Consider the following 20,254-nt stretch of genomic DNA (forward strand, 5'->3'; position numbering starts at 1 on the left):
TAGGTCTCAAGCCTGGCACAACGTCGCGGAGGGAGTCTGCTGTGGCACGGTTGAAGTCCGAAGAGCGGCGGCGTCGGCTGGTGGACGCCGCGTTTGCGGTGATGGCCCGCGACGGAGTCGCCGCAGCGACAACCCGCGCGATCTGCGCGGAGGCAGGGATGGCGCAAAGCGCGTTTCACTACGCGTTCAGATCCAAGGAGGAACTCCTGCAGGAACTGACCGAATCGGTGGTGCAGTCGCAGACTGCGGTCCTGGAGGGGTTGGAGATTTCCTCGGATTCGTTGCGCACAGCGGTGTCGACCGCGATGGAGCGGATGCTGAGTGCGGGGATGAACGATCCCGGCCGGCAGGCGGTGCTGTACGAACTGACGGTGCAGGACATCCGTTCGACCACCAACCCCGGAGAGCTCGGCCGCTGGCAATACCGCTTGTACACCGATATCGCCGCGATGTTCCTGCGCCTGGGGAGCGAACGCTTCGACGTGCAATGGCGAGTTCCCGAACAAGCACTGGCACGCATGGTTGCCATCACCCTGGACGGAACCTTGTTCGCGTGGCTGGCCGACCGAGACACCGCCGCAGCGACCGCGTCGGTGCAGGCGCTGGCCGAAGCGGTGGTCTCGCTAGCCGTACCTCGCACCGACGACGCCGACAGGCAGCAACCCCCGGTCGAGCACGCCGGAGCCCCCCAATTCTCGGCCATCGACACGACCACACCGCTCGGCACCCCGTGAGCTGCCTTCCACAACGGCGCGCCCGCTGAGGGCGTCCTCGCCAGCAGCAGCCAGTGCGAGGACATGCCACAGCGGCGCGGCTGATAACGGGTCGACAACGGTTTCCAGGATGTTTTCCCAACCCACCCACGGGATCGCCGACCGGGGGTGGCGTCTCAACCGTGCGAAACCTCGACGGTGGGAGAACCTCGCCCGACAGCCGGGGTGTAGCTCAAAATTCGGACTCTTCGATCGTCATCACGTCATTGTCGAGAGCCGCCAGGATGGCGCGCGTCGCATTGAGTTCGGGCAACACATTCTTGGCGAAGAACGACGCGACCGCGATCTTTCCTCGATAGAACGATGCGTCTTCCTCCGAAACGTTGTCCTTGTGCAAGGCACCGCACGCGACGTCGGCCTGCACCAGCAGCCGCCAGGCCACCAGCAGATCTCCCACCGCGTAGAGGAAACGAACCGAGCCCGCGCCGACCTTGTAGATTTCGCTCGGCTCGGTTTGCGCGACGACCAGATAACCGGCCAGCGCTTTTGCCATGTCGCGAACCTCTGTGGTCGCGATCGCGAGCAATTGCCGCTCACCGAGCAAGGAGTCATCGGGGTGCGCGAAGGTGGCGAAATCCTCGACCAGGGTCAACACATGTTCGAACGCGCGGCCGTGGTCACGAATAATTTTGCGGAAGAAGAAATCCTGTGCCTGGATCGGTGTGGTGCCCTCGTAGAGCGTGTCGATCAGGGTATCGCGGATGTACTGCTCGAACGGATAGTCCTGTAGATACCCCGAGCCACCGAGCGTCTGCAGGCTCAGCTTCAAGGTGTCGTAGCCGCGTTCAGAGCCGAATCCCTTCACCACGGGCAGCAAGAAGTCGTTGACCGACCTCGCTAACGTCGGGTCCGCCCCTGAAAGACCGTATGCCAGCGTGGGTGTGGGGTCCTGATAGACCGCGGTGAACATATAGAGCGAGCGCAGTCCTTCGGTGTAGGCCTTCTGCGTCAGCAACATCCGCCGCACCTCGGGGTGTCGCGTGATCGGTACCCGTGGCGCGGCACTGTCGGTTGCGCGGGTGAGGTCGGCACCCTGGATCCGCTCTTTGGCGTAGTCGAGTGCGCTGAGATAGGCGGTGGACAGCGTTCCGGCCGCCTTGACCCCCACCATCATTCGCGCATTCTCAAGGACTTTGAACATTTGCGCGATGCCGTTGTGTTTGTCACCGACGAGCCAGCCCACCGCAGGGGAACCATTGGTGCCGAAGCTCACCTCGCAGGTGGGTGAGGACTTGATCCCCATCTTGTCCTCGACGCCAGTCACATACACGCCGTTGCGCTCACCCAATTCCAGTGTCACCGGGTCGAAGTGATACTTCGGGACGAAGAACAGACTCAGTCCCTTGGTTCCCAGCCCGGCGCCCTCGGGCCGGGCCAGCACCAGGTGGAACAGATTCTCCGCGGTATCACCGACGTCACCGCCGGAGATGAATCGCTTGACACCTTCGATATGCCAGGTGCCATCGCCCTGATCGGTTGCCTTCGTGCGCCCGGCACCGACATCGGAGCCCGCATCGGGTTCGGTCAACACCATGGTGGCTGCCCAGCCGAGCTCCTGGCTGCGGGCAGCCCAATGCTGCTGTTGCGGCGTACCCAGATCGAACAGCACCCCCGCCATGGCCGGCCCCATGTCGTAGAAGCTCACGGCAGGGTTGGCGACATACAGCATTTCGCGCACGGCCCACACCATCGCCATCGGCGCGCGCTGCCCGCCGATCGCCTCGGGCAGACCGAGCAACGACCAGCCCGAGCTTTTGAGCGCCATGACCGAACGGCGCAGCGACTTGGTCAACACGATCTCGTGAGTCTCGCTGTCGAAACTCACCGGGTGGCGGTCCGCCGAGGCGAACGACTCCGCAATCGGCCCCTCGGCCAACCGCGCGGCTTCCTGTAGCATCGCGCGCGCCATCGAGGCGTCCATCTCGCCATAGTGCCCCTCGTCCAACAACTTCCCGACACCCAGGACCTCGAAGAGGTTGAACTCGATGTCGCGGACGTTACTTTTATAGTGCCCCATAGGGTGGTTCCCTGATCCTTCGACGGAGATGGCTATCAGCACCGCGACAGCTCATAACGCGCTGGCAAGCGAACACTCGCGAGACAGCCGACGGTGAGGCCGCGGTAATGACCGTGGACATCGGAGCGGTCCATGCCGTCCGCGCGCAGGGCGCAGCGGTGGTCACCTCTGAGGCTAGCCAGCCCAGAAGGACGGTGGACAGGGCTGAAACCGCCAGTACGGTAGCCGAGACCGCCACATCGGCGGGCCCAGTACACGACGCAACCACCACGTCGGCTGTGCTGTCCGGATTTCGCCCCGAATCCGCTGGATCGCCCTTGGCCGCGCGACGACGCTACGGCACCGGTGGGAGACACCGTCCTCGGTCCAGGGCTCGAGGTATTCACCGGTGATATCGACGCCGATCTCACTCGAGACCGCGACCGGGCTGACCTGATCGCCGGGCTCGGACCCCGCCTGACCAGAGGACGGCGGCGTGCCCGGCGGGCTGGGCGAAGAACCCCAGCGCTATCTGCGAGCGCCCTGCATTCTGGTTGCAGAGGAACAACACCACCGGCTTGCCGGTCAGCACCTTGCCGTCGACCTTGGCCAGCGCTCGCAGACGCTGGCGGGCGAAACGCTCGCCCAGCGGTGGCAGAAAGTTGAGAAACGCTGAATAAGCCTCCATATATGCAAACAGTAGATAGCCGTGCTGAGGTGTCATCAGCGATGCACGCTGGCGGGCTTGCCGTCCACAATGGCAGAGATGCCCCTCATTTGACGTATTCAGCCTTGCTCCGCTGGAGCTGCTGATGTTCACTACGTGACGCGCCGCTAGTTTCGATTATTGGGAGTGTTATAAGTGACCGCGTGGTGGTGGCCGGTGTGGGGATGGTTCCGTTCACCACACCGAGCAGCACAGAGACCTACGACGTCATGGGCACCCGCGCCGCGCGGGCAGCGCTTGCCGACGCCGGGATCGAGTACGGAAAGATCCAGCAGGCCTATGCCGGCTATGTGTACGGCGACTCGACCCGCGGGCAGGCTGCGGTCTACGGCCTGGGGCAGACCGGAATCCGGTGGTCAATGTCAACAACAATTGTTCGACTGGTTCGACGGCGCTTTTCTTAGCGCGACAAGCGGTGGAATCTGGTGCGGTCGATGTCGTACTCGCAGTCGATTTCGAGCAGATGCAACGCGGTGCTCTGACGATGGGCTACACCGATCGGCCCAGCCCGTTCGAGCGCTTCAACGCAGTCATGGATCATATCCAGCAGCGAGACGAATCGCCTTTCGCGGCACAGATGTTCGGTGGAGCGGGCCGCCAGTACGCGCAGTAGGCGACTGACCCACCTCATTCCTCGACTGATCCTCAGCATCCTCCTGGACTACTACGGGAAAACAGACGCAACAGTCGAACACCTGCAACGCGCTACCGAACTCGGTTGTTGGTCGACGGACTCAGAGCCTGTGAACAACCTGCCTCTATCGTGAATCGCGGCGGATGCATGACGGCGCGATACCGTCCGCCGCGGCAAGGGCGCTGGACATGGCCTGGTGGCGCGTCGGCCAGGAGATTCGGCGAGCTCATGACCGTTAATCGGAAGTGCGGCGGCCGAAACCCGATGACCTGTACAGCCGCTCCCCGTTCGCAGAAAGCGTTTTGGCATGGCGCGTAGCGGCTCCAGGTGGCGGGCAGCATCAGTGGCGATCCTGGTTGTGGTGACGTAGTGGTAGCCGGTCGGCGTCGGCTACGACCGGCGCGGGCATTTTCGAAACGTGCCGACGGATCGCGGACGTTCGAGCGAGATCGGTAGGGACGCCGAGATTTTGGACGCGCCGGACCGGCCGGGCTTCGAGTAGGGTCTTCGTGGCCAGCCGGCCCTGACGCGGGGTCATGAAATGCTGTGGAAGAAGGTGCGTATGTCGTCCGCGAGCAGCTCCGTCTCCTCCATCGCGGGGAAGTGGCCGCCCTCGGTGAACTCGCTCCAGTGGCCGATCGCCTTCCCCGGGTCCATCGTGCGGCGCATGAGGGGATGGGTGTCGAACACGGCCCATCCGGAGGGCACGCCGGAGGGCATGAGCAGATCGAGTCCGGAGTGCTCGGACTCGTAGTAGAACTGCGCGCTCGATTCGCCGCTGCGGGTGAACCAGTACAGGCTGATGTTCGTGAGGAGTTGGTCGCGGTCGACCGACTCGTCCGGCGTCCGGTTGTCGCCGGAGGCCTTGGTTTTGAACTTCTCGGCGATCCACGCGAGCTGGCCGACCGGCGAGTCGGTGAGCGCCGCGCCGATGGTGTCGGGACGGTGGTTCTGCATCAAGAGATATCCGTGATCGGCCGTATCCGCGGTGCGCACTGCCTCGAGCTGGGCGATCTCGCCATCGGACAGACCGTCGGGGAAAGGGAACTTGTCGCCGACCAATCCGAGATACCGGGGGTCGGCGCCGATGTGCGTGCCGATGACCCGCTGCGGGTAGAGCGCCGCCAGGCGACCGGTGATGCCCGAACCCATGTCGGTGCCGTGTGCGGCGAACCTCTCGTAGCCCAGACGCGTCATGATCTCGGCAAACGCCTCCGTTGTCCGCGCCAGCTCCCAGCCGGTCCCCGACAGCGGGGTGGAGAACCCGAAGCCGGGCGGCGAGGCGATGACCACATGGAATTCGTCGGCCAGTAGCGGGATGAGTCGCTGGTACTCGACGAACGAGCCCGGCCAGCCGTGGTTCAAGATCAGCGGGGTGGCTTGCGGGTTCGCCGACCGCGCGTGGACGAGGTGGAACCTCTGGCCGTCGACAACCGTCGTGAACTGTTGGTACTCATTGAGTTTCGCCTCCTGCGCACGCCAGTCGAACCCGTCGCGCCAGTACTCGGCGAGCTCCTTCAGATACGGCAGCGGGATGCCCCGGCTGAAGTCGGTGCGATCGCCTCGGCCTGGCACAGGGATCGGCCAGCGCGTGTGGGTCAGGCGGTTATGAAGGTCGTCGACGTCGGCCTGCGCGATGTCGATGCGGAACGGTGTGAGTGCGTTGTTCTCGATCATGGCGCTCACGTTCGCAGGTAATGCGGCAGGTTAGCTTCCGCAATTGCTGGAATGATCGCGAACATGTTGGAGACCTCGGCCCGCCTGCTCGAACTGCTGTCGTTGCTCCAGCTCAAGCGGGACTGGACGAGCTCCGAGCTCGCCGCCCGGCTCAAGGTGAGCACTCGGACCGTGCGTGCCGACATCGGTAAGCTGCGCTCGCTCGGCTATCCCGTGGGCGCGCGCCCTGGCGTCGCGGGCGGGTACCGGCTGGCCGCCGGGACGGCGATGCCGCCACTGTTGCTTGACGACGACGAAGCCGTCGCCGTCGCGGTCGGACTGGGTGCGGTCGCGACCCAAAGGCTCGGAGTCGAAGAAACATCGCTCACCGCGCTCGCGAAGCTGGAGCAAGTGCTGCCCACGCGCCTGCGTCGGCGCGTCGAGGCGGTCCGCGCGGCGACAAGCGTCGTTCCAGGGACACAGCCGCCGCTCGATCTCTCGGTTCTTGCCGCGGTCGCTGCCGCCATTCGCGGCCACGAACGGCTCCGGTTCGGATACACGAAGCACGGTGGCGGCGTAGGGGCCCGCCACACCGAACCGCAACGGCTAATTACCTGGGGGCCACTCTGGTATCTGCTCGCCTGGGATCTTGACCGTGACGACTGGCGGGTCTTTCGAGTGGACCGCATGGGTTCGCCCGCACCGACGGGTGCGCGGTTCCAACCGCGCGTGATCCCGCAGGACAATGCCATCGAGTACGTCGTCGGGCGGGTCAGCAAGGCGGCCTGGAAATACCGCGCCCGAGTACTTGTGCATGCTCCTGCCGCCAGGGTCGCCGCGAAGATCCGAATCCCGGTCGATATCGAGGTTGTCGATGAGTCCACTTGTCATGTCGAGCTGGGTTCGCATGACCCGGACATGCTCGCACTGTCCTTGACCCAGCTCGATGTCGATATCGAGGTTATCGACGGAGATGCTCTCGCGGTGGCATTCGATCGCCTTGCGATGAGATTCCGCCGCGCGGCGGGTGGCGCATCCACGACATGAATCCCGGCCGTCGGTCGGTCGTTCGACGACGTCATCCAGAGCCAGCGGCCGGTATCCGGTGCCTCGAGCACTTCGGCCGTCGGCCTGTGGCGAGCCAGCACAGTTGACCAGTTGAGCGAAATCGACGCTCACTGATGCGCTCGGAGCTGATCGAACCTCCGGATTCAGGGCCACCGAGATACTGCGCGCCGTGGCCGCGAACATCTGCGCGCATCGGCCCGGAACCGCTGACCGCCGCAGGGTTGCGCGGCAGCTTTACGTATGAAGCGCACAAAGCGCCGCCCGATAGCGCTCACCAGGTGGCTGGGCCGCAGTTCAAGAACCTGCCAAGGTGAGACGGCTGCTCGTCTTCAGCTGACCTCCCCGTATCGAGTACTGATCGCCGATCGGCGGCTGTGTTGGCGGCAAGTCCGTAGTGGACATCGGCGGGGGTGTGCAAGCCGATGCCGGTGTGGCGGTGTTCGCGGCTGTACCACTGCGCGAAGTAATCCATGAATTGCCTTGCCTCGGGGAGTGATCCGAAGCGTTCGGGGAATTCCGGTCCGTATTTCACGGTCTTGAAAAGTGCAGCTGGACTTGCGGTGGCGTGGGTTCAACGTCGAACTTAGGCGATACCCCGAATTCACGTCCATCAGACCAGGCCAGGCTGACCGGTCACAGGCGGACTTCTTGTACAGCAGCTTCGGCTCGTGCCTCGAGGATCGCGAGGAGGACCATACGGCACACGGACATGTCAGACAGGTGTCCGGGGAGCGTCAGCACGATGTGCGACTCGGCTCGCCGGCATTCCTGGACGAGATCGACGAACGCTGGGGGCAATGTCGCGTTCTGTGGTGCCCGCTCATGGAATACGGTCCCAGCGCATACCCGAGTGATCTGGCGACAGCCCGGAGGTAATAAAGCAGTCATCGAAGCACACGGCTTGCCACCCAGGTCGCAGCCGCCTCCCGCCGGTGGTTTCCAGTTCGGAGCGCGTGGCCGACACCAATCGCGAACTCGCCGATTTTCTGCGGCGCGCCCGTGCCCAGGTCGATCCCGCACGGGCAGGTCTACCGCCGGACGGACGCGTGCGTCGTGTGCCTGGTCTGCGTCGCGAGGAAGTCGCGCGGCTAGCCGGAGTGTCGACCGATTACTACGCCCGCCTCGAACAGGGGCGGCGCATCGTGCCGTCCATGGCAGTCGTGGCGGCGATCGCCCGCGCGCTCGAACTCGATGCTGCCGGACGCGCCCACCTCGAAGACCTCATCGCGGTGCCTGCGGCGCCGGCTCGCCGACGAGCCCGGAGTGCGCAGCGCGCACGTCCCGGTCTCTACCAGCTTCTCGACGTCCTCGACGGCGAGCCCGCGCTCGTCCTCGGCCGTCGCACCGACGTCCTAGCCGCCAACCGGATGGGCGGTTCGAAGTCGGGCGTGACCCCGACGACCGCGCCACCGCCGCTTTTGTCGCCGAGCTCTGCGAACACAGTCGTGAATTCGGTCGGTGGTGGGAGCAGCACCGAGTTCATCAGCGCACTCACGGCTCGAAACGGCTACGCCACCCCCTCGTCGGCGACCTGACCGTCGAATACGAGACTCTCGCCCTGCCCGGCGACCCGGACACCACCATGTTCATCTACACCCCCAGGAAGGATCATCGTCCCGGCGAGCCATGAACATGCTCGCCAGCTGGACGGCGCCGAACACTGCTGCACGGCGCCCGAGTCGCCAACCCGGCCGCGCCATCGAGCAATGACTAGCTCCTGAGGTAGCAGGTGGTTCACGAACTGAGTTACCAGACGCCTCCCGGCGACAACATGGGCATCGGGAATAGAACATCGCAGTCGGCCTGACCACGCGGCAAGAGAAGCAGCAGCTGCCCCCTTCCCCGGAGATCGGTTGCGCTCGCTTGTTCCACCGAGTTCGCGGATTTGGAGGGTGGGAATCGCTTTGGCGAGCTGTGCGGCCTTGTGCGGGCAGCAGCGTAGCTTCCGTAGAACTTTCCAGCTCTTGAGCTGAGCGTTGGCGCGTTCACCAGGGGCCCGCAGCCGTGCGCGGGCTCGATAGGCTTGCTGGGGAAGAAATATCATTTCCGTTTGATCAATTATTGGCGCGCAACCACTCCGCTAATGCCCACAATGGGAAATAGTGTCGAAAGTTGTCGTAGTTAAGCATCGTGGTCCGACCGAAGACTCCGTTGTAGCCCTCGCGCACAAAATGACCGTCGCCGTGCTGGCGCTCGATCAGAAAGCGGATGCCGTTCCTAACTCCTGGGTGGGCGGAGTAACCAGCCCGTATCAGAGCCAGCAACGCCCAGGCGGTCATCACCACCTGACTTCTCTGCGACGGCACATACCGCCTGCTGATGCAGCTCTCCGGAGACTCCCCCCAACCATTGTCGTCCTGCTGGATAGACAACAGAAATGCACAAGCCCGTTCGATGCTTTGGTGTCCAACAGGCACTCCAGCCGCGAGGAGACCCCAAACGCCGAACCAGGTGCCATAGGTGAAGCAGACCCCCCAACAACCTTCGAAGCTGCCATCGTTCCGCTGTGAGTCGAGCAGATATTGTCGACCTGCGGTGATCGGTCGTTCCAGGGACTTTGCTATATGAGGAAAGTGCGTCCCGGCTAGGGCGAAGGCTTGGAGCACCGAACTCGTGCACTCCACGTATGTGCGTTCGATAACAACGTCATCGAAGACCTGCGTCGGATTGAACCATTCCAGCCATCTCGGCCCACGGATAGGCTCATAACTTGCCCAGCCGCCATCGGGGTTTTGCCAGGACAGCAACAGACGGACAGCAGCGAGCAGCCTCTCTTCGCCGATACTCGGTTCGAGACCAAGATCCTCACCAATCAGTGCGGCTTTGAAACCCTCAGCCGTGCAGTCGGCCACCGGCCAGCCTTGTCGGCCGACAGAGAACGGCCAGCTGCCTCGAGAGAGTTCTCTATAGTACTCGCGGTGGTAGGGAGGGTCTTCGAGGATCTGATTCTCGTCGACGAACCGGAACGCCGATGCGATCATCCGGCTGTTGGAATACGAGGCATCGACGCACCCGGCAGCATTGAGCGCCTGCAGCGAGAATGCAGTATCCCACAATTGCGCCGAGGTGTAGCCTTGCATGCTGGTAGCGTCTTCGGTCTCCCAGAGATATTCGTTCAGCATCACCATTCCCGTCGCAAATTCTTGGCCGCCGGGATCTCGAAAGTGATGTACCAAAGTGTTCAGCATTGCGTCGATCGGGCCGAGGCCTAGGCCCGACGTCACACGGTCCTCATACCGAATGTGCTCCACGACCACGTCCAGCGCCTTCTTTCTCAGAAAGCTCGGCACGCACTTCTCGAACAGTTGCAGGACCGCGGCGGTTGCACGGAAGATACGGGTCACCGGCCGATAGTTGTCCGTTGCTGCGATACTAGACCGATGCTTTCTCCAATCGATCTGATCGTAGCCTTGGGGGTACAGCTCTTCCCGCAGTTCCTGAATTGTCGTATCGAGCGGTCCATGCTTGCGCATCCCATACAGCCAGGACATGGGCAGGGCCACCTGCCGTGCCTGGCAAAACGTCCGGCGAGGGTGTAGGGGTGACGAGTACGGCAGGAGCCAGACCTCGGGTGGGAGAGGCTGAATTCCCTCGTAGTCGTACAGGCCCAGCAAACACAGCGAGAATTTTCCCCAGGACGCCGAGCGTAGCGGAGTGCCGTTCTCATGGATCCACTCACGCAGTCGCGCGACTGCGGGTTCCTGCACGTCTTCACCCAGGATGCGGAGTGCAACGTACCCAAGGACAGAGGTGAAAACCGTTCCAGCTCCGCCCTCATACAATCCTATGCTGCCATCGGAGTTGACGGTGGATATCAGATGCCTGCGGATACGTGCAACTCTATCAATAGGCAGACGGTACCCGGAAACCTGGCACAACACCACGTACATCGGCAGCAGGAATGCCGGACCACCATAGTGACCCCGCCAGCTGCCATCTGGTTCCTGGCGCCTCTCCAGATTGTCGATGGCCCTTCGCAACGCTTCGGCTGCCAAATCCTCTAACCGCGCAGGATTCATAACCGTCGACTCCTCACCAGCGTAATCGGGTCCGCCACAAAAATACTCGTCGACTGGTATTTGGCCGCCACCCAGCACAGATCAGTGGCTGCGCGATCAATCCCTCTGCTCAATCGTTTGTGGCGATCCGTGCGCCTACACAGATGCCGCCGGGTTGCCCGAGGTTGTGGCATGTCCCTGACGCCCCTTCTTCTCAATTGATTCCTCGGAGGTATTTGGCGGTCTGCTGTCGGTCGTTGCGCGTAGCCGTAGATATTGTGCAGAGACCGCGATCGTGAGTGTGAGCGCGGTCATTGCGGTCAGCATCATGACCGAAATCCAGAACATCCGGTCGTAAAGGCCTATGTCGCATCGGATGATGGCGCGCCGTGCAAAGGTGAGTGGGCTGATATCGGCGAATGGCTTGAATGCCGAGGGAGTGGTGCCGAGTGGGAACACGCCACCGAATGCGAACAACCCGAACATGTAGAAGCTGAACGCCGCGATGCTGCCCGCGACGCGCCCGAAGACAACGATGAACATGTGCGTGGTGACCGCGGCAGTGATACCGACGAGAACCACGACAGCAATCATGGTGGCCCAGTTGCGGGGTTCCCATCCGATCGATTTGCCGTATGCCGCAGTGGCGCCGGCCGCGACGATTCCCCACACCGCACCGATCAGCGTCTTGTCGACCACTGAGCGTAGTGCACGCCGTGGCAGCGAGCGGGGGTGTGTGCTTGCCCGTAACGGTTTCAGCAGCATCCAGGCGACTATGACGGTGAGGAATGTTCCGAGCACCACGATGACCGGGCCTGCGCCGCCGGCAAGAACTTTGTGGCTGCGATCGCCGTTGACGATCCGTTCGGCGGGCTCCTGGTTGGAGATGTTCATCGAGAACGGCTCGCTGAACATGCTGGCCGAGGCGTTCGGGTCGGCGATGTGGGGTGCAGCCGCCGACCCGTCGGTGAGTCCGGCGTCGAGTTGATGCATACCGATGTCGAGCTGTTCGGCGCCGTCCTCGAGCTGGTGGCCGCCGGTGGCGAGCTGCCCCAGTCCGGTGGTGAGCTGCTTGGTTCCCTGATCGAGTGCTTGCGCTCCGTCGCGTAACTGTCCTGCGCCCAGTGCAAGTGCCAGCACCCCGGCCCGGTAGTCGGCGTTGGGGTCGGTGAGTTGCCGGGCGAGTTCGCGTGTGCCGTCGCGTAGTTGGGTGATCTGGGAAGTGATGCTGTCAGGATTGGTTTGGCGGACCTGGTTGAGCAGTGATCGCAGTTGCGTGACTGCGGAGATCATCGCCGGATCGGAACTGGCGGCCAATTTGTCCAGCAAAGGATCGAGCTGGGTGGCGAGCTGATCGAACGGGGTGAGTGCGGCCAGGATCGGAGAGGCGATCTGGTCGACTCCGTCGCGGATCTGGGCGGCTCCGTTACCAAGTTGGTCTGTACCACCGACGAGTTGGGTCGCTCCGGTGGCCAACTGTGTGGCCCCGTTGCTGAGCTGGCTGGTGCCGTCGGCGAGTTGAGTGCTGCCGGTCCGTGCTTGATCGAGCCCGGTGGCCAGTTGTGCCGATCCGTCGGCGAGTTGGGCGGTGCCGTCCGCGAGTTGCGTTGCGCCGTGGGCGGCGTCGCCGAGGCCGGAGCCGAGATTGTTGATGCCGATGAGGGCCTGGGTGGCGAACTCCCGCCCTATCGAAGCGGTGATTTGCCGTTGTGCTTGTGCGATGACGCTGTCGGCTACTGCGGATCCGTATGTTCCATTGAAGTCGTTGTACCAGACGTTGATTCGTGCGGGGGTGGGTTCGGGGTCGGTGACGGTGAGGATGTCGCGGGTGAAATGGCGAGGAATGACGACGGAGAAGGCGTAGCGGGACTCGCGCAGTCCGGCCACTGCTTCTGCGCTGGAGACGCGATGGAATTGCACGTCTTTGCCCGAGGTGAGCCCGTCCAAGATATGGGCACCGAGGTTTTCGGGTTTGCCATTGTCGATGCCGCCGACGTCGTCGCTGGCGACTGCCACCGGGATGTGTTCGAGATATACCTCGGGATCCCACATGACCCACATATAGACAGCGGACACCAACGTTGGTACCACGAGCCCGAGAACCAGCAGTGCTCGCAGAAGATCAGGCCTGCGCGGCGGCTCAGCTCGGAGAACGCGCAGTCCGTCGATGGCCCGCGCTGTGATGGAATTACCTGCCATGACGGCCCTTCCGGCACCGATCGGGCACAAGTGGCCCGTGGCGCTCATGCCCTGAAAAGTTGGAGATCCGCGGGCCTTCCTGCGGGCACGATCGGATTTGGCAGAACACTAATCAGACGCGTGCGCATTCGGTGACCAAGTCAGACAGTGTGGCAGTGAACACCCACCCGATGTCGCAACTTCCCCCATGGCGGCAAGACGGCGGATTCACCGTAACCAGGTCGTCGCCGCGACGAGATAGCGGGCGATCCGATGATCCTAGCGATCGCGACTGTCCAGAAATCGTCCCACCGTGACGTATACGGACACGCCGTACAGCACAGATATCGACCGACGAATTACGCCGACCACCGGCTTCGCGTACCGAGCACGACGGCAACGTTGGAGAACAGACGCGAGGTGTCGTGGGCCAAGGCCGCAATCTCGCCGAGCGCCCGTGCTGAGTGCAGGACGTCAGCCACCACCTCGCTGCCACCAGCGCCGTTACCGGCCGGATCACCGGGTTGCCGCCCTCTTCCTGGAGTGTGCGATGGAATACCCGATGGGCCTCGGCCCAGGCCTCGCTGTAGTACTCGCCGTCATCCGGGGCGAATACCAGCGTGCGGGCCAAGCGGTGGTGGGCGGCTCGGATCGGAATCGCCCTCCCAGTTGACGTCACCACGTTAGATCGGCATGCGCAGCAGGACCGGCTCGATGGCCCGGCGGGCCTCGTCGATCTGCTGCCAGCGGTAATCGGAAAGACTGGCCGCCGAAAGGCTGACCGGAAGCCCCATCTTGCCGCAGTCGGCGAGCACATGGAGCTTCGAGCCGGATTTGCCGCGATCGACCGGACTGGGCCCTGTCATATCGTTGCTGGAAACCTTCGGCCAGCTGTGGGTCGCGAGCGAGCTGGCCCGCCGCTGGTCGGCACAGCGCGACCCCGACCGCGACAGCATCGCCGATTGGCGGGGGCGGCGCCGGCCCGTGACACCGGCACCGCCTCCGACATACCGACCCGACACCTCACCCTGACCACGGCCGCACTGACAGAGCAACAAACCTGGCATCGACCATGACGTAGGTCGCCCTCCGATCGGGCCGGATGTCGTCAGTCGAGGAAATGTTCGAGCTCTGCGGTGACGAACTGGGGATTCTCCTCGACGAGCCAGTGCCCCGCGTGTGGGACGTCGACGGCTGCCACGATGTTGGTCAGGCGCGGAGAGACGGTGGCTCGGATCGCGTCGAGCTGGCCTTGGGCGGTCATGAGCAGGGTCGGGACGGATGTGGGCGGGTCGGCCACGGTGTTGCGGACGTCCTTGTCGAGGGCGCGGTAGAGCTCGAAGCCGCCCGACAGCGCCGCGGGTCTGCTGTAGGTGCGGGCGAATTCGTCGATCTCGGCGTCGGTGAATGGGGACCGTTGCGAGGTGCCGCCGAATGCCGTGCCGCCGAAGGAGACCTGTGGGTAGAACATGGCCAGGTACTGGCGGACGTTGTCGCCGACGATCGCTTCCGGAATCCGTGGCTGGGCGTGTAAGGCGATGTGCCAGCTCAGCGTGCGGTAGGTGCGGGCATCGATCGCGGGGCCGGGGAGCGGCAGGTCGAGGTAGCCGAGGCGGGCAGTGTCGGCGGGGAACTGGTCGGCGTACTCGAATGCGACGGCGGCGCCCCAGTCGTGGCCGACGACCCGGGCGTCGCGCACGCCGAGCCGGTCGGCGATGAGGGTGTGCACGTACCGGGCGAGGGTGGCTTTGTCGTAGCCGGTCGGTGTGCCGGTGCTGTCGCCCAGTCCTGGGAGGTCGATCGCGTAGACGGTGTGGTGTTCGGCGAGCGCGGGCATGATCGGCCACCAGCCGTACCAGGTCTGGGGCCAGCCGTGGATCAGCACCACCGGTGTGCCGTGGCCGCCGGTCACATAGTGCATGCGGACACCGTCGATGTCGGCGAACTCGTGCTGAAAAGTGTTCTCGAACTGGGGATCCCCGAGTGTGGCTGTGGCGTAGGAGGGAGCGGTGGGGGCGGTCGTGGCGCAGGCCGCGGTCCCCATAGCGAGCGAGATCGCGAGTGCGGCGATGGCGACCGCGCGCGTGCAGCTGAGCAGGCCGTGCGGCCGGGTTGCGGTAATCATGTGGTCCTGTCCTGGGTGAAGTCAGCGGCCGGTCGAGCCGTCGATCAGTTCGCGGAGAATGTCCGCGTGGCCGGCGTGGCGGCCGGTCTCCTCGATCATGTGCGTGAGCGCCCAGCGGAGGCTGGGAGCGGGACGGCCCGGCCGCGGCACCGGTGCACTCAGATCGGTGCAGCCGTCGAGTATTTCGTTGGCCCGCTCGACCGTCTCGCGATAGCGCTCGACGACAGTGGCCACGGTGTCGGTCGGTGCCGCCTGGAACGTCGCCTGCCAGTTGGTGACTCGGTACCCGAGGAACATCGAACGCTCGACGAAGGTGAGATGCCGCAGCAGGCCCAGCAGGTTGGTACCCGATGGCACCGCGGCCATGCGCACCTGCGGTTCGGGTGCGTCCTCGACCTTCACGGCGATCGAGGCGCGCAGATAGTCGAGAAATCCCCGCAGCACCTCAGCCTCGCTGCTTGCGGTCCGGGGCGGCGGAGTGTCGTTGCGGCGTTTGGTGGTTGGCACGGTGGTCTCCTTCACGGGGTCAGGCGGTGCGGCGGATCAGTAGTACGTGGTCGGTGACCTCGGCGGTGCGCCCGTCCGGTCCCGTCGCGGTGCGGCGGGGGGAGTCGGCGCGCTCGATCGTCCACGTCGCCGGATCCAGGTCGATTCCGGCCGCGACCTCGTGCGGGGAGGGGTACTGGACGTCGGGATCCTGATTCCACGACCAGGGCGCGGTCGAGCCGTGGTCGACGACCAGCAGCCGCCCGCCCGGCCGCAGCGCGTAGGCGGCCAGGCGCAGGACGGACGCTCGGTCGAGGTCGAACGGGGTGTGCAGGTAATGCGCGGAGACCAAGTCGAACCGCCCCTCTGGAAAGGACGCGCGCAGGTCGTGCCGCTCACCGATGATTCGGTCGTTCAGGGCGTGCGCGTGTGCGAGGCCGGCGAGCCGCTGGATCGCCACGGCCGAGATGTCGACGGCGGTCACCCGCCAACCGCGCCGGGCGAGCCACAACGCGTCGCCGCCGTCGCCGCAGCCGAGGTCCAGGACGTCGCCGGGTGTCATATCCGGGACCGTCTCGGCCAGCGGCACATTCGGTCGTGGGTCCGCTGGCGCCGGTCGGTCGGCGTACACGCCGTCCCAGAACGTAGCCGCATCGGTGGTGGCCATCGAGACTCCTATTGTCGGGATAGGCTCAGTCTCGTCTGGTGCACCATGCTCTGGCACGCAATCTTGCGGTTCCGGCAAGATGGGCCCATGGATCCCGAAACAGACGACGTACTCGATGCGGTGGGCCCGCGCCTGCGTGCGTTACGGCGCGAGCGCGGCATCACCCTCGCCGACCTCGCCACGACGACCGGCGTCTCCGAGAGCACGCTGTCGCGGCTGGAGAGCGGGCAGCGCCGGGCAACCCTCGAGTTGCTGCTGCCCCTCGCCAGGACCTACGACGTGCCGTTGGACGACCTCGTCGGTGCGCCCCGCACCGGCGACCCCCGAATTCATCTGAAACCCATCAAGCGGTTCGGGATGATCTTCGTGCCACTGTCCCGGCGGCCGGGTGGGGTGCACGCGTTCAAGATGATCATTCCCGCGCGCCCGGTACCGCTGGAACCGACGCCGCAGACACACGACGGCTTCGAGTGGCTGTATGTGCTCAACGGCCGTCTCCGACTGGTGGTCGGCGAGCGCGACCTGACTTTGCCGCCCGGCGAAGCCGCGGAATTCGACACTTCTCAACCGCATTGGCTGGGCAGTGCCGACGGCAGCGCGGTGGAGTTGCTTATCCTATTCGGCTTGCAGGGACTGCGATCGCACGTACACGCCGACCCGCATCGGTGAACGAACTGTACAGGCCAATGATCATCTCGGTGGGGTCCCAGTTCGGATGCCGTTGGCGCAGCAGATCCGACCATTCGGATATGTATGCGCGTTGGGCTGCGCTGGTCTGGTGTCTGTCCTCGGTCGGGAGCTGGGTCAGATCGGAGGTCAGTAGTCGAATATGGTCGGTGTATCCGAATACAAACTCGCAGTAGCTGGTGATGAGGCGGTCGATCGCGTCGGTCGAGTTGGCGGTGCATGTCGGTGCGCAGCGGTTCGTTGCCGCGCAGCATCGCGGCAACGAGGATGTCGACTTTGGTGTCGAAGTGGTTGTAGAGGCTCGGGCCGGAGATGCCGACGGCGTCGCCGATGTCCTCCATTTCCACGTTGGCGAAGCCGTCGCGGGCGAACAAGCGGACCGCGGCTCGTAGAATCGCCTGTCGCCGGGTAGGTGACAAAGGGTTCGGGGGCTGTCGGTCGGCGACCGGTGCCGGATGGAGCGGGGTGGGCGGGGCCGCGACGGAACGGGTCAGGTCGGCCATCAGACCGGTGAACTGGTGAGCCGCTAGCTGAAGTCGGGACGGCTCCGGCGCAGGATTCGAGCCAGGCGTGCGCCGATGCCCCGTAACCTCAGGCGCAGTTCGCTTTTCGCGTCCTCAGGGAGGTATTGGGCCTCTGTGTGCCACAAGCTGGCGATGCCGCGCTGGTCGAGCAGGGTGCTCGCAAGGATGGTGCTGGTTCGGCTGCAGATTCTCGAGCTGATCTTGGAGTGTGGTTTCGACGGCGGTGAGCCCTGCCGAGGCGGCTGCCTGCAGGAGATCTTGTTTGCCGACGAAGTCGCGGTACAGGACGCCCGGGGTGATCGCGACCGCGTCCGCGACCTCTTTCATCGAAAGTCCGACGTAGCCGTCTCGGAAGAACAGTTCGGCAGCAGCGGACAGGATCAGTTCGCGCCGGTTGGCGGGGCGGGCAGCGAGGCATCGTGTACGAGGGGGGCGACACAGCCAAAGTCGGGGGCAACTCGGACGAAGTCCTGTTCGAGGATGACTGACATCTGCGCCAAAGATACGCTCCAATCGACTGAATGCACAAAATAGCTGCTGCCCAACAAAAGATGCTCGGCCGTGGGGATTGCGTTCCGTCACTATGCCGGTGAGGAAATCGGGTAGCAATATAGTTCGGAAACTTCAAAACCTCTTGTTTGCATGAGGAGGCGATTCGCCTTGAGTGCCGAAGGGCGACCCCCGGGCAAGGATGACGTGCACCTCCGGATCTGGCTGGCTGACGTGGTATTGGACTACGCTGCCACTGCGACGGCGGTAGGCAATTTAATACATGATTGGCGACGAAACCCGTGGTGCACGATAGAATTGATATCGGATTTCTTTGAAGACTGTAGGTTGATTCCACGTCTCCCCTGTGAGCGACTGTTCCTCGGGCCGTGACGGGGTGGCGGCCAAGTTATCTAATGGAGAGAGTTTCATTGAGTTCAAAGGTAAAGTGGCCTTGGAAGTAGGCGCTTCATCGGCCATCGGTAGAGTGGCTGCCATAAGACTCGGCTCGCAGAGACGCTTTGATTGCGGCGCGCGGACCAACTGGGACTGCTCGTGAGCCAGATCCCACCGACGGGCAGTGCCATGCGCTTCCGGCAGATTCCACCGACGCAGGTGAGCGAGCTTTACAGTGACGACTTGCGAACTCGGGTTATGATTTTGAGAAATTTCGATAGAATTAGTCGCCTCGACGGACAGTTCGTGGTCGATGTCCATGCTCGCACTGGCCTGGCTGAGCGGAGCAGAAGCCGTTGCGGCAAGAGGGGAACCAGCAACCACGAACAAGGCAGATCGCACGCACACTACGAGATCCGCCGCCTGGCCGTCGCCTTGACCCTGCCCGTCCTCCGCTGCACCCACCACATCTGAGCCAGTCGAACTGGCGCCGCCGAAGACAATACGAAGCCCGCCTATCCCACTACCGGCGACGAGGACACCCACTCACCTGCGTGCCGCTGCAGTATTAGTTCGCCAGCTTTCTCCGATCACCCACTACAAACGCTGCGATGCAACGCGTGTCCACGACGGTGAGTTCCGAAGGAGGGCGGCCGGGACCGTGGAAGCCACCTTCACGCCTGTGGGGCGCTCGTAGATGACGATCGAGTCTGCTTCGATCAGCCAGCGGCCACCAGCGATCGGTGCATCGGATGTCTCCATGTAGATCTCGACAGCGGCGCGCCGGTAGGTGGCGTCGGACATCGTGTGCGCGGCTTCGCCGACGGTCCCGGTCGACGATCGCGGGCCCTGTACGGACGGGTCGGGCCATCCGCTGTACCCGTGGTCGCCGGTCTTGCGCGTGGCGAGCGCCCCGCGCGCGGATCTGCCCAGTGCGGTGAGCGCGACCGTGGCGGCATCGGGGTTGGTGCTGCGGCGCGGGTACCCGGCCCCGCGTGCGCTGCCATTTCGGCGCGCGCCCGCCGCGGTGGCTGGGCAGGTGTTCAGGTGTTTAGCAGTATCGGCTCGGTGGGGCGCGATTGCTGCGCCGGTCGGCTGCGGCTGCCCGGCCGCAGAGCGGAGTCGAACGCGAGAATGGCTGGGTGCGCTGCGCTCATGGAGCCATTGCTTCCATGCGGCGCGGTCGTGGTGGTGGCGGGCGAGGCGTTCGATGCGCTGGTGGTGGAGGCCGTGGGCGTGCGCGACGTCGTTGAGGCTGGTCGTTCCAGGTTGCAGGCGCCCGCGGGTATGGGTGATCAGTCCTGCGGTGGTGAGGACGGCCAATGCGTTGTATCCGGCGCTGAGGCTGATGCAGGTCGCGGCGAACACATCGGCTGGAGTGGCGACCCCATCGCGGGTGACGAGTTCATACAGTCCTCGGCAGTGCATGCCGAGGACCGACCAGGCGGGATGGACGGATTCCACTCGTGCGCGGCTGATTTGGGCCTCGTCGGGGCGGACCGGGTGGACACCATGGTGTGGTGTGACCAAGGCGTAGCGGTCGGCGAGCAGTCCTTGACCTGGGCGAGTCCGCAGGATCGGTGCGCCGGGTAGCTCGCGCAGTTCCCGCAGCACGCCCCATATGGTGGATTCGGGTAGGTCGCCCGCGGCCAGAGACAGCGACCGCCCGCCGAACTCGACGACGGGCACGCCACGTGCGATCTGCCCGCTGACCGCGGAAGCCCATGCCAAGGCCTGCAACACCGCCAGCACGGTCCACCGGCGCGGGGATCGGGGCCACTGCGCGTGCACCCACAGTGTCGCGGCTGCCAGCCACCGCTGCTGTAGGTGTGCCGCCGGGCGGGGCCTGG

Annotated in this window: 13 protein-coding genes and 6 pseudogenes; 5 read left to right on the plus strand and 14 right to left on the minus strand. The window is 64.3% G+C overall.

The features are described from left to right. Positions 1-41 precede the first annotated feature (41 nt). Positions 42-734, plus strand: a complete 693-nt coding sequence (locus tag ABZ803_RS28445) for a TetR family transcriptional regulator (RefSeq protein ID WP_357043905.1) — start codon at positions 42-44, stop codon at positions 732-734. A 211-nt stretch (positions 735-945) separates the two neighbouring features. Here the strand turns inward: ABZ803_RS28445 and ABZ803_RS28450 are convergent, their stop codons facing one another. Both ABZ803_RS28450 and ABZ803_RS28455 read right to left on the minus strand, forming a co-directional pair. Further along, a complete protein-coding gene (locus tag ABZ803_RS28450; protein ID WP_357043907.1) occupies positions 946-2,790 on the minus strand; it encodes an acyl-CoA dehydrogenase in 1,845 nt (614 codons plus the stop codon). A 357-nt stretch (positions 2,791-3,147) separates the two neighbouring features. Further along, positions 3,148-3,433 (minus strand): annotated as a pseudogene (locus tag ABZ803_RS28455) (arsenate reductase ArsC); the annotation flags it as partial. Positions 3,434-3,627: 194 nt separating this feature from the next. On the opposite strand from ABZ803_RS28455, the pseudogene ABZ803_RS28460 reads away from it, so the two are divergent. After that, positions 3,628-4,100 (plus strand): annotated as a pseudogene (locus ABZ803_RS28460) (lipid-transfer protein); the annotation flags it as partial. 564 nt (positions 4,101-4,664) lie between these two features. Here ABZ803_RS28460 and ABZ803_RS28465 read toward each other — a convergent pair. After that, entirely contained in the window at positions 4,665-5,807 is a 1,143-nt protein-coding gene (locus ABZ803_RS28465) for an epoxide hydrolase family protein (RefSeq protein ID WP_357044114.1), read from the minus strand. 51 nt (positions 5,808-5,858) lie between these two features. On the opposite strand from ABZ803_RS28465, the gene ABZ803_RS28470 reads away from it, so the two are divergent. Next, positions 5,859-6,833 (plus strand): WYL domain-containing protein, encoded by a 975-nt coding sequence (locus tag ABZ803_RS28470; RefSeq protein WP_357043909.1) that lies wholly within the window; start codon positions 5,859-5,861, stop codon positions 6,831-6,833. A 403-nt stretch (positions 6,834-7,236) separates the two neighbouring features. Here ABZ803_RS28470 and ABZ803_RS28475 read toward each other — a convergent pair. Further along, positions 7,237-7,401: pseudogene (locus tag ABZ803_RS28475) on the minus strand (integrase core domain-containing protein); the annotation flags it as partial. Between the two features lie 406 nt (positions 7,402-7,807). On the opposite strand from ABZ803_RS28475, the pseudogene ABZ803_RS28480 reads away from it, so the two are divergent. Next, positions 7,808-8,564, plus strand: a pseudogene (locus ABZ803_RS28480) (helix-turn-helix transcriptional regulator). Between the two features lie 187 nt (positions 8,565-8,751). On the opposite strand, the pseudogene ABZ803_RS28485 reads toward ABZ803_RS28480, so the two are convergent. The 7 genes and pseudogenes from ABZ803_RS28485 to ABZ803_RS28515 all read right to left on the minus strand — a co-directional run. Next, positions 8,752-8,883: pseudogene (locus ABZ803_RS28485) on the minus strand (IS5/IS1182 family transposase); the annotation flags it as partial. Between the two features lie 25 nt (positions 8,884-8,908). After that, positions 8,909-10,873 (minus strand): terpene cyclase/mutase family protein, encoded by a 1,965-nt coding sequence (locus ABZ803_RS28490; RefSeq protein ID WP_357043911.1) that lies wholly within the window; start codon positions 10,871-10,873, stop codon positions 8,909-8,911. A gap of 135 nt (positions 10,874-11,008) precedes the next feature. Then, positions 11,009-13,099 (minus strand): YhgE/Pip domain-containing protein, encoded by a 2,091-nt coding sequence (locus ABZ803_RS28495; protein WP_357043913.1) that lies wholly within the window; start codon positions 13,097-13,099, stop codon positions 11,009-11,011. A 692-nt stretch (positions 13,100-13,791) separates the two neighbouring features. Beyond that, positions 13,792-13,896 (minus strand): annotated as a pseudogene (locus ABZ803_RS28500) (IS5/IS1182 family transposase); the annotation flags it as partial. Between the two features lie 242 nt (positions 13,897-14,138). Beyond that, positions 14,139-15,155, minus strand: coding sequence for an alpha/beta hydrolase (locus tag ABZ803_RS28505; protein ID WP_357043915.1), 1,017 nt, complete (start codon positions 15,153-15,155; stop codon positions 14,139-14,141). A gap of 21 nt (positions 15,156-15,176) precedes the next feature. Then, positions 15,177-15,662: a DinB family protein gene (locus tag ABZ803_RS28510; protein WP_357043917.1), complete on the minus strand. Its 486-nt coding sequence runs from the start codon at positions 15,660-15,662 to the stop codon at positions 15,177-15,179. A gap of 19 nt (positions 15,663-15,681) precedes the next feature. Next, complete coding sequence (locus ABZ803_RS28515; RefSeq protein ID WP_357043919.1) at positions 15,682-16,308, minus strand: class I SAM-dependent methyltransferase; 627 nt, start codon at positions 16,306-16,308, stop codon at positions 15,682-15,684. A gap of 87 nt (positions 16,309-16,395) precedes the next feature. Here ABZ803_RS28515 and ABZ803_RS28520 point away from each other — a divergent pair, with 87 nt between their 5' ends. Further along, the gene (locus ABZ803_RS28520; protein ID WP_357043921.1) at positions 16,396-16,977 is read left to right on the plus strand and encodes an XRE family transcriptional regulator; all 582 of its coding nucleotides are present in this window, start codon (positions 16,396-16,398) and stop codon (positions 16,975-16,977) included. On the opposite strand, the gene ABZ803_RS28525 is transcribed toward ABZ803_RS28520, so the two are convergent. The 3 genes from ABZ803_RS28525 to ABZ803_RS28535 form a co-directional block, all read right to left on the minus strand. Further along, positions 16,872-17,498, minus strand: a complete 627-nt coding sequence (locus tag ABZ803_RS28525; protein ID WP_357043923.1) for a TetR/AcrR family transcriptional regulator — start codon at positions 17,496-17,498, stop codon at positions 16,872-16,874. The genes ABZ803_RS28520 and ABZ803_RS28525 overlap by 106 nt on opposite strands. Before the next feature lie 114 nt (positions 17,499-17,612). Next, the gene (locus ABZ803_RS28530; protein WP_357043925.1) at positions 17,613-18,101 is read right to left on the minus strand and encodes a helix-turn-helix domain-containing protein; all 489 of its coding nucleotides are present in this window, start codon (positions 18,099-18,101) and stop codon (positions 17,613-17,615) included. 900 nt (positions 18,102-19,001) lie between these two features. Then, positions 19,002-20,147: a hypothetical protein gene (locus ABZ803_RS28535; RefSeq protein WP_357043927.1), complete on the minus strand. Its 1,146-nt coding sequence runs from the start codon at positions 20,145-20,147 to the stop codon at positions 19,002-19,004. Between the last annotated feature and the right edge of the window lie 107 nt (positions 20,148-20,254).

Source organism: Nocardia sp. NPDC047648 (genome assembly GCF_040642815.1).
Taxonomy (GTDB): Bacteria; Actinomycetota; Actinomycetes; order Mycobacteriales; family Mycobacteriaceae; genus Nocardia; species Nocardia gamkensis.